14 protein-coding genes are annotated in these 13,241 nt (G+C 44.1%); 1 reads left to right on the forward strand and 13 read right to left on the reverse strand.

The genetic code is table 11. From position 1 onward, the window contains the following. Positions 1–375: 375 nt before the first annotated feature. The 10 genes from lysS to WBS51_RS13400 all read right to left on the reverse strand — a co-directional run bounded on the left by lysS (position 376) and on the right by WBS51_RS13400 (position 9,601). On the reverse strand, positions 376–2,328 hold the full coding sequence (gene lysS / locus WBS51_RS13355; protein WP_294463030.1) for a lysine--tRNA ligase: 1,953 nt from the start codon (positions 2,326–2,328) through the stop codon (positions 376–378). Between the two features lie 37 nt (positions 2,329–2,365). Further along, positions 2,366–2,848: a transcription elongation factor GreA gene (gene greA, locus WBS51_RS13360; RefSeq protein WP_173749266.1), complete on the reverse strand. Its 483-nt coding sequence runs from the start codon at positions 2,846–2,848 to the stop codon at positions 2,366–2,368. Between the two features lie 192 nt (positions 2,849–3,040). Then, on the reverse strand, positions 3,041–3,997 hold the full coding sequence (gene dusB / locus WBS51_RS13365; protein WP_173749265.1) for a tRNA dihydrouridine synthase DusB: 957 nt from the start codon (positions 3,995–3,997) through the stop codon (positions 3,041–3,043). A gap of 1 nt (position 3,998) precedes the next feature. Beyond that, positions 3,999–4,778, reverse strand: a complete 780-nt coding sequence (locus tag WBS51_RS13370; RefSeq protein WP_173749264.1) for a type III pantothenate kinase — start codon at positions 4,776–4,778, stop codon at positions 3,999–4,001. Between the two features lie 3 nt (positions 4,779–4,781). Further along, positions 4,782–5,117, reverse strand: coding sequence for a DUF6145 family protein (locus tag WBS51_RS13375; protein ID WP_173749263.1), 336 nt, complete (start codon positions 5,115–5,117; stop codon positions 4,782–4,784). A 12-nt stretch (positions 5,118–5,129) separates the two neighbouring features. After that, positions 5,130–5,936 carry a biotin--[acetyl-CoA-carboxylase] ligase gene (locus WBS51_RS13380; protein ID WP_226853575.1) on the reverse strand — a complete coding sequence of 269 codons (807 nt, stop codon included), beginning with the start codon at positions 5,934–5,936 and terminating at the stop codon, positions 5,130–5,132. 5 nt (positions 5,937–5,941) lie between these two features. Continuing rightward, complete coding sequence (gene argF / locus WBS51_RS13385) at positions 5,942–6,931, reverse strand: ornithine carbamoyltransferase (RefSeq protein ID WP_173749262.1); 990 nt, start codon at positions 6,929–6,931, stop codon at positions 5,942–5,944. Between the two features lie 43 nt (positions 6,932–6,974). Beyond that, positions 6,975–8,147: a patatin-like phospholipase family protein gene (locus WBS51_RS13390; RefSeq protein WP_291681136.1), complete on the reverse strand. Its 1,173-nt coding sequence runs from the start codon at positions 8,145–8,147 to the stop codon at positions 6,975–6,977. A gap of 76 nt (positions 8,148–8,223) precedes the next feature. Further along, complete coding sequence (locus WBS51_RS13395) at positions 8,224–9,159, reverse strand: SPFH domain-containing protein (protein ID WP_173749260.1); 936 nt, start codon at positions 9,157–9,159, stop codon at positions 8,224–8,226. A 1-nt stretch (position 9,160) separates the two neighbouring features. Further along, positions 9,161–9,601: an NfeD family protein gene (locus WBS51_RS13400; protein ID WP_173749259.1), complete on the reverse strand. Its 441-nt coding sequence runs from the start codon at positions 9,599–9,601 to the stop codon at positions 9,161–9,163. A 369-nt stretch (positions 9,602–9,970) separates the two neighbouring features. Between WBS51_RS13400 and WBS51_RS13405 the strand changes: the two genes are divergently transcribed. Continuing rightward, positions 9,971–10,351 (forward strand): helix-turn-helix domain-containing protein, encoded by a 381-nt coding sequence (locus WBS51_RS13405; RefSeq protein ID WP_173749258.1) that lies wholly within the window; start codon positions 9,971–9,973, stop codon positions 10,349–10,351. A gap of 23 nt (positions 10,352–10,374) precedes the next feature. Here WBS51_RS13405 and WBS51_RS13410 read toward each other — a convergent pair whose 3' ends face one another. The 3 genes from WBS51_RS13410 to pfkA form a co-directional block, all read right to left on the reverse strand. Next, positions 10,375–11,109, reverse strand: a complete 735-nt coding sequence (locus WBS51_RS13410; RefSeq protein WP_173749257.1) for a cell wall hydrolase — start codon at positions 11,107–11,109, stop codon at positions 10,375–10,377. Between the two features lie 196 nt (positions 11,110–11,305). Further along, positions 11,306–12,118: a TrmH family RNA methyltransferase gene (locus tag WBS51_RS13415; protein ID WP_173749256.1), complete on the reverse strand. Its 813-nt coding sequence runs from the start codon at positions 12,116–12,118 to the stop codon at positions 11,306–11,308. A gap of 61 nt (positions 12,119–12,179) precedes the next feature. Continuing rightward, positions 12,180–13,181: a 6-phosphofructokinase gene (gene pfkA / locus WBS51_RS13420; protein ID WP_173749255.1), complete on the reverse strand. Its 1,002-nt coding sequence runs from the start codon at positions 13,179–13,181 to the stop codon at positions 12,180–12,182. Between the last annotated feature and the right edge of the window lie 60 nt (positions 13,182–13,241).

Here is a 13,241-nt window from a genome sequence, read left to right on the forward strand (position 1 = left end):
ACAAGAGGCCTCAGGATAAAACAATCTGATGGAAAATACGTCAGATTCCTTTATTCCAAGACCTCTTTTATTATGCCTTAAAGATGAAAAATAAGTTTGTTATAGTGTGCTTGATAATATATTTTCTGTTTTCAAATCTGTTTCTCCTTTCAGCTTTTACTCAACCACAGCGGACATTGTTAATGAATAAAAAAAAGGGCACTCTCTGAAAGTTTTTTCTTTCAAAAAGTGCCCTCAACAATCCATATTGTTGGAGTAGTATTACTGACAACTAATCACCATTCTTCATGATGATTCATGTTGGAATACGAATTTGTTGTCAAATTGTTGTCAAAGAAAATTTTTGTTGTCAAATTGCGAAGTGTTTTTACTCACTTAGTACAGTTTTGCTCCTGCTGGAATCTTATCATCAAGAATCAAAACATTGAGTCCTTCTCTTCCTTCTACAAGGTGTGTCGCGGAGATGATCATACCGCAAGAATCAATTCCCATCATCTTACGTGGTGGAAGGTTTGTGATTGCAAGTAATGTCTTTCCTACTAAGAATTCTGGCTCATAGTAGTCGTGAATTCCGCTTAAAATCACACGATCTACGCCACTTCCGTCGTCTAATACGAACTTCAGAAGCTTCTTAGATTTTGGAACTGCTTCACATTCTTTTACCTTTACAGCACGGAAATCTGACTTGCTGAATGTGTCAAAATCAACCATATCTTTGAATAATGGTTCCACTTCTACATTAGAGAAATCATATGTTTCTTTCACTTCAGCGATTGCTTTTTCCACTGTTTTTTCAACCGGCGCAGACTGTGCAGCATTATTAGCTTCATTCTTTGCAGCGCCCATGCTCTTCATTGTCGGGAAGGCCAGAACATCACGAATTGCTGCAGAATCTGTCAGTAACATAACCATTCTGTCGATACCGAAGCCGATACCGCCTGTAGGTGGCATACCGATTTCCAGTGCATGCAGAAAGTCTTCATCTGTGGTATTGGCTTCTTCATCACCCTGAGCCAACAGTTCTTCCTGTGCTTTAAATCTCTCTCTCTGGTCAATAGGGTCATTGAGTTCAGAGTAAGCGTTTGCCATTTCCCAGCCGTTCATAAAGAACTCAAATCTCTCTGTATATTCCGGATTTTCCGGTTTCTTCTTAGTCAGCGGAGAAATCTCGATTGGGTGGTCCATAACAAAGGTTGGCTGAATCAAATGCTCTTCTGCAAACTCTTCAAAGAACAGAGACAGAATATCGCCCTTTTTATGGCGTTCTTCGTACTCTACATGATGTTCCTTTGCCACAGCTCTGGCTTCTTTCAGTGTATGAATCTCGTTAAAGTCCACACCTGCATATTTCTTAACCGCGTCTACCATAGTGATACGTTCAAATGGCTTTCCTAAATCCATTTCCACGCCATTGTAGCTGATTTTTGTTGTGCCCAGAACTTCCTGCGCCACATGACGGTACAGATTTTCCGTCAAGTCCATCATGCCGTGGTAATCCGTGTAAGCCTGATATAATTCCATTAAAGTAAATTCCGGATTGTGTCTGGTGTCCAGACCTTCGTTACGGAATACACGTCCGATTTCGTATACTCGCTCCATACCGCCTACAATCAGTCTCTTCAGATACAGTTCCAGAGAAATACGCAGCTTAAAGTCCTCATCCAACGCATTGAAATGTGTTTCAAAAGGACGCGCTGCCGCACCGCCGGCATTGGCTACCAGCATAGGAGTTTCCACTTCCAGGAATCCCTGTCCGTTTAAATAGTGACGAATACTTGCAATGATTTTAGAACGCTTGATAAAAGTTTCCTTTACATCTTCGTTCATAATCAAATCCACATATCTCTGACGGTAACGCAGGTCTGTGTTTGTCAGGCCGTGGAATTTTTCCGGAAGAGGATTTAAACTCTTGGAAAGCAGTGTCACTTCTGTGGCATGGATGGAAATTTCACCGGTTTTTGTCTTAAACACCTCACCCTTAATGCCTACAATGTCACCAATATCCATTTTTTTGAAGTCTTTATAGGAATCTTCCCCTATATTATCTCTTGCTACATAAGACTGAATTGCACCCTGTAAATCCTGAATACTGCAAAAAGAAGCTTTTCCCATAACACGCTTGGACATCATACGTCCTGCCAGGGAAACGCTCTTGCCTTCTAATTCTTCAAAGGCATTTTTCACTTCCATACTGTGATGAGTCACATCATACTTGGTAATCTGGAACGGGTCTCTTCCTTCCTCCTGAAGCTGGGACAGCTTCTCACGGCGTACCTTTAATAACTGGTTCAAGTCCTGTTCCTGTGCTTTCTTCTGCTGTTCTGCCACTTTGTACACACTCCTTACGTTTATTTGTCTGGTATCCTTAAATATTTCTTTCGATTTCAAGAACCTTGTATTCCATAGTGCCTGCCGGCATTTCTACGGAAACGGTTTCACCTTTCCTTGCACCGATAAGCGCCTTTCCAACCGGTGATTCATTGGAAATTTTACCCTCCAGGCTGTTGGCCTCTGTAGAGCCTACGATTTTAAACTCAATTTCTTCCTCAAATTCCACATCATAAACCTTTACTTTACAGCCAACACTGATTTTGTCCAGGTCTACTTCATCTTCTACTACAACTTCGGCATTTTTCAGAATTTTTTCGATTTCTTCAATTCTGGCCTCAATATCTCTCTGCTCATCTTTTGCTGCATCGTATTCTGCATTTTCAGATAAGTCACCCTGTTCTCTTGCCTCTTTGATTTTTTCTGCTACTTCTTTTCTCCGAACGACTTTTAAGTCATGTAATTCTTCTTCCAGTTTTGTCAGTCCCGCATACGTCAGTATTGTTTTCTTTTCTTCCATTTTAATTCTACACCCTTTCTCATATATTCATAATGGAATCCAGGGATTAAAAAAAGCCCTGTCCACATAAATACCGCTACTTAACAGTCATAATATTATAAATAATAGATATGCAGATGTCAAGCCAAATAGCCCTTTCTTCCTAAAATCAGGGGCAAAATTGGCAAAATCCCCATTTTTGAAAGTATTCTTCTACATCCGGCTCACCAGTTCCTCCAGCTGTGCATAGCTTTCCACTTCATTTACCTGCCTGCGCACAGAGGCAGAATGCGGCATTCCCGAAGTGTACCAGGCCACATGCTTGCGCATTTCCCGCATACCGGTATAAACGCCTTTATATTCCAGCTGCATTTTTGCATGACGCAGCATCATATCCTTTACCTCTTCCATGGATGGCGGCGGCAGAAGCTCTCCCGTCTCCTGATAATGGAGAATTCGGGAAAACAGCCAGGGGTTTCCCTGTACAGCCCTTCCTATCATAATACCGTCACATCCTGTCTCCCTCACCAGAGCCTCCGCTTTTTGGGGAGAATCCACATCTCCGTTTCCAATGACCGGAATGGACACTGCTTCCTTCACCTGGCGGATAATATCCCAGTCCGCCTGCCCTGCATAGTATTGCTCCCTGGTTCTGCCGTGTACTGCAACAGCGGCTGCTCCCGCCTCTTCTGCAATTTTCGCAATTTCCACTGCATTGACAGCATCCTCTGTAAAACCTTTTCTTATCTTTACAGTTACAGGCTTCTCAATGGCGTGGGATACCTTGTATACAATTTCATGAACCAACTCCGGTTTTTTCATCAGAGCCGACCCCTCTCCGTTGTTTACTACCTTGGGCACCGGGCAGCCCATGTTAATGTCCAGAATATCAAAATTTCGGTGCTCAATCCGCTTGGCTATCTCTGCCATCAAATCCGGCTCTGAACCAAATATCTGCAAAGACACCGGCCTTTCTCTCTCCTCAATCTCCATAAGGCTTTCTGTATTTTTATTCTGAAAGTGTATGGCTTTTGCACTGACCATTTCCGTACAGATAAGCCCCGCACCCTGTTCCTTGCACAGCAAACGAAATGGCAGGTCCGTTACTCCTGCCATGGGCGCCAGTATCAGATTATTCTCAAGAGTTACCTTTCCTATCCTAAGTTTCATCTTAACCTCTGCTTTTCTTCGTTTTTTCGTAAATAATCCGCAGCCCTTCCAGAGTAAGCTGAGAATCATACACATCAATACAGTCTGTCTCGTCTGCAATAATTTTTCCCAAACCGCCTGTGGCTACTACCTTCATATTTTCAAGCCCGGATTCTTCCTTTACCTTTTTTACAATATATTCCACCTGTCCAATATAGCCATACACCAGACCTGCCTGCATACTGCTGATTGTTTCCTTTGCCAGAATGGATTTCGGCTTTTCAATGGCAATCTTAGGAAGCTTGGCCGCATCCTGCCATAAAGCTTTTGCACTGATTTCAATACCCGGAGACGTAATGCCCGCCTCAAAGCTGCCGTCCTCACCAATCAAATCATAGGTTGTGGCCGTTCCGAAATCCAGCACCAACACCGGACCGCCGTATCTTTCATACGCCGCCACTGCATCCACAATCCGGTCTGCCCCTACTTCCTTGGGATTCACGGCCGTAATGCGGATTCCCGTCTTACATCCCGGCCCTACATTTAAAGGTTTCCGGTCAAAGTATTTAATCACACTGCTGGTCAGGGAATGCATGACATCCGGCACTACAGAACTGATAATTACGTCCTCAATCTTGTCCTTTGCAATCCCTCTGTATTCCAGCATATTGCACATGAGAATTCCGTATTCATCAGAAGTCCGGCTCTGCCTGGTAGTCATACGGAAGGTTCCCAGCAATTCTTTTTTATCAAACACACCCAGCGTAATATGCGTATTTCCCACATCAATTACTAACAGCATATCCTATTCCTCAACCTCCTCTCCCAGGAAAAATACCCTGTAGTATAATTCCAGAGACTCCAGCAGTTCTTTCTTCTTATTCTGTAAATCCTTAATTTTCAGCACACTGCCGATTTCATCAAACATGGCGTCTGCTTCCAGGGACTCCACCTGAAACTGCAGATTTCCCTCCTCGTCAAACTCCAAAGTCAGAATCCCCCCGATTTCCTCTGTATACAGTACACACATAATATGCAGTTCGTCCTGTATGGACTGGGGAAGTGAGGCAAAATCCTCATTAAAATAATACTTCTGTTCATAGGCGCTTGCGCCGCACAGCACTACCTTATCCTTGTACATCTCATTCTCCCTTTACACATAGCTGTACAGCCCTCTCACGGAAACTTCTCCTGAGAGTACCTGCCGCACTGCTCCATTTTCGTCCTCCACCAGAAGTTCTCCCGCAGGCGTAATACCTCTGGCAATTCCTATGCTCTCTTTCTCTTTTTCCAGTATCCGCACCTGCCGGTCTTTATTCAGCAGAAGCCTTTCATATTCTTCCCTTAAAGACTGCAAATCCTGCTTTTCCAGAAAAAGTTCATAGTTTTTTTCAAATCTTTCCACGACTCCGGCCGTAATTTCTTCCCGGACAACCTCACATCCCAACTCAAGAGCCAGCGATGTGGCCTTATCCTGCAATTCTTCCGGAAATTCCCTCTGGTTCATATTTATACCCACACCAATGCTGACATATTCCGCTTTCTCTCCCCGAATTTTCATCTCTGTGAGAATCCCGCAGATTTTCTTTCCCGCTGCTACAACATCATTGGGCCATTTAATCCCCGCCGAAATCCCGGTTATATCCCGGACCGCCTGGGCTACAGAAAGTCCCATAACCAGAGTCAGGGACGAGGCTTTCACAGGTTCTACCGGCGGCTTCAAAAGCAAAAGCGTCATATAGACATTTTCACCTGCCGGAGAATTCCACACCCGCCCAAGGCGTCCTTTTCCTGCTGTCTGTTTATCGGCAAGGAAAAGGGCGCTCTTCAAATTTTCTCCAAGACAGAAATCCGCCTCTTCCTTTGCCCAGGTAAGCGTAGAATCCACACTGTTCCTCCAGAAAATTTTCTCTGCCATCCACTCTGTGTGAAGCACCCGTTCCATGCTTTCCTGTGTCATGACATTCACGCTCCTAAAGTGGCTGCCATAACAGCCTTAATGGTATGCATTCTGTTTTCCGCCTCATCAAAGACCACAGACTGAGGAGATTCAAACACTTCATCCGTAACTTCCATGTCGGTAATTCCAAACCGCTCTCCCATTTCTTTTCCGATAACGGTTTCCAAATCATGAAAAGCAGGCAGACAGTGAAGGAAAATCGCCTGTTCCCCTGCATTTTCCATAACCTGTTTTGTCACCTTATAAGGAGTCAGCTCCCGAATACGCTCTTCCCACACTTCATCCGGTTCTCCCATGGAAACCCATACGTCTGTGCAGATAACGTCTGCGTCCTTAGTCCCTGCCTCCACATCTTCGGTAAGCGTAATCGTCCCGCCGGATTTCTCTGCAAATCCTCTGCATTCCTGTACCAGTTTTTCATTAGGGAAATATTTTTTCGGCGCACAGGCTACAAAGTGCATGCCCATTTTGGAACAAAGTACCATCAGCGAATTTCCCATATTATAGCGGGCATCTCCCATATACACCAGCTTCACACCTTCCACTCGGCCCAAGTGCTCTTTAATGGTCAAAAGGTCTGCCAGCATCTGTGTAGGGTGGTATTCATTCGTCAGCCCATTCCATACCGGAACACCTGCATATTTTGCCAGTTCCTCCACGATTTCCTGTCCAAAGCCTCTGTACTCAATTCCATCGTAAATCCTGCCCAGAACTCTGGCAGTATCTTTAATGCTCTCCTTTTTTCCAATCTGGGAACTTTTAGGGTCCAAATATGTAGTGCCCATTCCCAAATCATGGGCTGCCGTCTCAAAAGAACAGCGTGTTCTTGTACTGTTTTTCTCAAAAATCAAAGCAATGTTCTTGCCTTTCAGCGTATCTGTAAGAACACCTTCTTTTTTCTTTTTCTTCAAATCCGCGGACAAATCCAGTAAATACTCAATTTCTTCCTTTGTAAAATCCTTCAGTGTCAAAAAGTTGCGTCCTTTTAAATCCATTTTAGGTCCCTCCCTGTATTTCTCTCTTTATAACATAAACCTTTTACAACAGTGTATCTCCGGATACAATCTGCATAAAAGGCGCTGCTCCCTGTCCTTTCAGCTTCTGCAGTTTCTCTTTTACCCTGTCCTGCAGTTCTTTTAAGGTGTAAATCTTATATTTGCGGATTCTGCACAGCCTGGCCGCCGCTTCCAGCATGGAAAGATATAATTCCCTGTAACTCCAGTCCTTGGGAAGCTTCAACTCCTCTGCAATTACCGGCAGAATAATCTCTGTCAGATTCCGTAGTCTCCTCTTTTCTCCCGTATCCAGCTTAAATTCCTCTGCCAGATACAGATAAATGTCACCGCTCAACTCTGTCAGTTGCTTTAAATAATAACACTCTTCTTCCTGTTCATCAATATAATATATTTTTCCTGCCAGTCCGTAAAGCATACGCATGGTGTCATAATACCCGCGCTCCATATTTCGTTTACTCATCTTTGGATTAAAATCCAGAATATTTCCCAGATTTACCCCCGGCGCTACCGTGTACACCGTGGTATCTTCCGGAATTTTCACCTTTTTCTCTCTCCCGATTCCAAAAATCCGTATGACAATGATATCCTTATATTCCCGCTGAATCAGAGAGCCCAGAGGCACATTGTTAATAGCGCCCCCGTCTATATAAGTCTTTCCGTGCAGCTTTTCGTTCTTAAAAATAGGAAACACATAGGCACTGGCCAGAAGATAATCTTTAATCAGCTCCGGCTCCGCCTCTTTGATATCAATGTCCAACTCCCGGAACTCATCCACGCTGAAGGTAAGCACATATAAATCTATGGGAGAATTCTGTATTTTTTCTTCATCTATACTCTGCGCTATAAGTTCTTTTAAAGGCGTAACGTCCAGTCCGCCTCCTGCAAGGCGCTCTGTCATGCCCCGCAGTTCCTCTCTGCTGATTTTCTTATGCTGAAAAACCTTCTCCACAACCTCATCGTCTACAGACATGATTTTGGAATAAGAAATGTTTTTCCACAGATTTTCCGCTGTCTCTATGTCTCCCATGCAGATAAGCGCACCATTAAGAGCCCCTACGCTGGTTCCCGCAATTCCCTTAATCTTTACTCCTGCCTCTTTTAAGGCTTTCCAGGCGCCGATCTGATAAGCACCCTTGGCGCCTCCGCCCTCCAGCACCAATCCATATTCTTTTGTAAGGTCTATTCTGGCTTCCATATCCTCACCTCACCGTTTTCATAAATACAGAAAAAGGCTGTTGCATCTCTGCAGCAGCCCCCTCGCTGATTTTATATTATTCCTTTTTTGCGTCCTTGGCAACTTCCACTAAAGAAGTAGCAAGCCCTGCAATTCCCTGAATATCCGAAGGAATGATAATCTTTGTTGCCTTGCCGTCTGCGGCCTGCGCAAAGGCTTCCAGGCTTTTCAGCGTCAATACGCTCTGGTCTGCTCCCGCCTCTTTAATAAAGCGGATACCATCTGCCTTGGCCTGCTGCACCTTCAAAATCGCTTCTGCCTGACCTTCTGCCTCTTTAATCATCTTCTCTTTTTCTGCTTCAGCACGAAGAATCGCAGCCTGTTTTTCTGCTTCTGCGTCCAGAATTGCAGATTCTTTCTTACCTTCGGCCACAAGAATGGTGGATTTCTTCTCACCTTCTGCTTTCAGAATGGCTTCACGGCGTTCACGCTCCGCCTTCATCTGTTTCTCCATGGCTTCCTGGATTGCAGCCGGAGGAATAATATTCTTTAATTCCACACGGTTTACCTTAATACCCCATGGGTCTGTAGCCACATCCAGAGACGCGCGCATTTTGGTATTGATAATTTCTCTGGATGTAAGAGTTGCATCCAGTTCCATATCACCGATGATATTACGCAGAGTAGTTGCTGTCAAATTCTCGATTGCCATAATAGGATTTTCCACACCGTAAGTAAACAGTCTTGGGTCTGTAATCTGGAAAAACACTACCGTGTCAATTCGCATGGTAACATTATCCTTTGTAATCACCGGCTGTGGCGCAAAATCCACAACCTGTTCCTTTAAATTCACCCGTTTTGCAATACGGTCTACAAAAGGCATTTTAATGTGAAGTCCCGTACCCCAGGTGTCCTTATACATTCCAAGACGTTCCACAATCAGCGCATGCGCCTGAGGAACAATACGGATACAGGATGCTGCAATCATCAATACAATGACAATAAAAATCACAAATACTACGATACCAAACATACTATTTATCCTCCTCTACAATAAGTTTTACACCTTCCACACCATAAACCCGGACAACCTTTCCTTCTTCAATCAGGCTGCCGTCCTTGGACCTTGCCGTCCATTCCATACCGTTTACGGTCACCCTTCCCATGGCTTTTAAATTGTCAATGCCCTGGGTTACAATGCCGCTTTTCCCCGGTATGCTGTCCACGTTTGTCTTTTCCACCCCTTTATTCATGTACTTGAGTGCCAGTGGCCTTGTAAACAACAGCAATACCACTGATACTATCAGAAAAAGAGTAATCTGCAGCCACAGCGGTCCTCCTGCCAGGGAAACCAGAAAAGCAATCAGTGCACCTCCGGCAAACCAGATAGTCGTCAGACCCAGTGTGGCGATTTCAATTACAAGAAGCACCGCCAGAACTGCAAGCCACAAAACCGATATTGGTATTCCTGCCATTCTCTCACCTTCTCCTTTATCAGTTCTCTACACCAGTAAAGTTTCTACTGATTTGTTACCTTATTATATCCTAATATTCTGAAAATAACAACGTTTTTTTTCGTTATCCAGGCAAAATTATTCCGGCTAAAAAATGATAAATAATTTCCAATATCCTGTCAGACTTCACTTTATCTAAAAGAAGAAGAATTTCTTCTTCGTAATTACATTCCAAGTTTCTGTCCTCCCCAAAACTCATTTTTGTATATTTTATACAATGCGCAATAAGTAAGATAGTATATGAATTTCCATTTTTTGTCAATAGTCTTCGTTGACATACAACATTTTTCGTACTATACTTATAAAAAATACGAGAAAGCAGGACATATTATGGGATTTGGCAAAAGAATCAAAGACAGGCGTGCAGAACTCCGCATGTCCAGCACCCAGCTGGCTGAAAAAATCGGCGTATCCAAGCAGACCATCAGCGGCTACGAACTGGAACGGACCTATCCGAATCCGGAAAAACTAAGCCGCATCATCACTGCACTGGACTGTGACGCAAATTATCTGTATCAGGATTTTATCAATATCGAAACACTCAGAAAAAACAGAAACGGTCTTACGGAAGAAGAATTTGAACTTATCCGCAAATACCGCCTCTTAAATGACCACGGCAAATTTGTGGTATCCCAACTGGCTGCCATTGAATATGACCGTATGTTAGACGGTCTGGAGCGTCGAAAAAAATCAGAGGAGCCGCTGTATTAACCAGCAGCTCCTCTTTCTGAATTTTAGTAAAATGTCTGATTTCCAATGGTAAGACCATTTCCGCTTCCCGCATGGAAGAAGAGGCGGTCTCCGATGGTATTGGCGCCTGCAAACACATCTCTTGCTGCATCATAGCAGTCCTGTCTGGCTCCCCGGCTTAAAACGGACGCCAGCTTTCCGGTGGATGCCGGTGTAAACTGTCCGCTCTGATAAATAACCTCGGACAGTGTATTGGGGAACTGGCTGCTGCGGATACGATTCATAATGACTGCTCCCACACCGATTTTTCCCTCGTAAGACTCTCCCCCAGCCTCACATTCAATAATGGCTGCCATTAAATCCAGATCTGCATCGGATACGGATACCGCCTGCTGACTGACAGGCGCTGCCGTCTCTGCTGCTGCCAGAGGCTCTGCCCCTACCAGTTCGCTGTCTCCGTATACAGATTCAAAAAGCTGCTGTGCCTCTTCCCCTGACACCAGCAAGTCCTCACGGATATATCCTGAAATCTCCCCTGATTCCACCTGAATCCATCCATTTTCTTCTCCCACAACAGAAACAACCGCTCCTGCCGGAAGCATTCCTACCCTTTCGGAATTTATATCAGCACTTTTACGGATATTGGCATATGTATTCACATCTGCCGCCGCTTTATCATTCCAGTCTATGGTTGCCGCCATGGCCGGAATAGTTGTCATAATTGTCATAACTCCCACTGTACCTGCACATGCCAAAAGTTTCTTTGTTCTTTCTTTCATTGAACTATAACCTCCTGATAAGTCTGTCGTTTCATATTTGTTACAGATTTATTAAGTTTTGTTACGAACTTATTCTACCAAGGTTACATTTATTTGTCAACCCGGTATTTTTTGTAACATTTTACAGGATTTGGTGGGACGAGGCATAAAAAATAGCGAATATGTCAAAATATTCGCTATTTTTTATATTTTATATTCAATTTATGTTTCTACGCTGTCTGCTGGCCTCATACATCAAAATTCCGGAAGCCATGGCAGCATTTAAAGATTCCACACTTCCCTCCATGGGAATACGGATAAGCGTATCTGCCTGAGCTGTCAGTTCATCGGTAAGTCCATTTCCTTCATTCCCTATAAAAAATGCCGTTCCTTTTTCATAGTTTTCTCTGTCATAGGTATGTTTGCCTTTTAAATGCGCCGCATAAGTTCTGATTTCTCGTTCCTTTAACAGAGGAAGTACCTCTTCTGCAATGGAATCCACATATAAAACCGGCATCCGATATATGGAACCCATAGTAGAACGAATCACCTTGGGATTATACACATCTACCGACGTCCTGCTGAGAATTACCCCGGTCACCCCTGCCCCCTCTCCGGTACGAATGATGGTCCCCAGATTTCCCGGGTCCTGCAAATCCTCCAGTATCATGAGAAGAGGAGTTCCTTTTGTCTTAAGAAGTCCTTCCAGCCTCCGGTTCTGCATACGGATCAGACATAAGACTCCCTGGGGTGTGACAGTGTCAGACAAGCTCTTAAATACTCTGTCTTCCACAATTTCTACCTTCTGTCCTCCGGGGCCGTCCAGACCCTTTTCGGCCAGCACTTCCCCACATTCTTCTTTTGCCGAAAAGGATTCTGATACATACACTTTCTCAATCCGCTCTGCCGGCGCTTCCCGAAACATCTTCACACCTTCTACGGCAAAAAGTCCTTCTTCCCGTCTGGTTTTTGCCTTCTTTAATATCTGCTGCACCTTTTTTATCTGTGCATTGGAACTGCTTGTAATCATATACTCTTCCTCTCCTGAAAGAAAAAGGGCGCACATCTGCACGCCCTTTTCCTTTTTATATTTACTGATTATTTTTGCTGTAGTTGTGGGACAGAGAATAACTCACCTCATACTGGTACTCGGAAATAGATTTCTTCATTGCCAGAGCTTCATTAATGTCCATATCAATGTACTCTCCGTCTCTATAGCAGATAACTCTCTTTGTCTTGCCTTCCAGAAGGATGTCCACAGCCTTTGCTCCCATGATAGATGCATATACACGGTCTTTGCAGGTAGGAGTTCCACCGCGCTGCATATGTCCCAGAATGGTTGCTCTTGTCTCAATACCGGTTGCAGCCTCAATACGCTTTGCCATGGCCTGAGAATGTCCAATACCTTCTGCATTGATAATAATATGATGTTTTTTACCTTTTTTACGGTTATCAATAATATTGTTGATGATTCTCTGCTCATCATAATCGTATTTTTCAGGAAGCAGGATATCCTCTGCACCATTGGCAATACCGCACCACAAGGCCAGGTATCCGGCATTTCTTCCCATAACTTCGATAATACTTACACGCTCATGAGAAGTGGAAGTATCACGAACCTTGTCAATAGCTTCCATTGCTGTATTTACAGCTGTATCAAATCCGATTGTATATTCTGTACAGGCAATATCCAGGTCAATGGTTCCCGGCACACCTACGGCATTAATTCCCAGATTTGCCAGTTTCTGAGCACCTGCAAAGGAACCGTCACCGCCGATAACAACAAGTCCGTCAATCCCGTGCTTTCTGCAAACCTCTGCTGCTCTTTTCTGACCTTCTTCTGTACGCATTTCTGCACAGCGGGCTGTATAGAGAACGGTACCGCCCCTCTGAATGGTATCGGAAACATCCACAGCCGTCATATCAATAATTTCTTCGTTAATGAGACCGCTGTATCCTTTTAAAATTCCTTTCATATTGATGCCGCGGCTCAAACCTCTTCTGACAACCGCACGGATTGCCGCATTCATTCCCGGCGCATCTCCACCACTTGTTAAAACACCTATTGTCTTTATTTCTTTATTCGCAGTCATCTTTCTCCTCCATCTCGCTGGCAGTTTTCTTATTTTCGTTTATTCGTTCAATCGAATCTT

It is taken from the genome of Blautia acetica, from assembly GCF_038739805.1.
Lineage (GTDB): Bacteria > Bacillota > Clostridia > Lachnospirales > Lachnospiraceae > Blautia.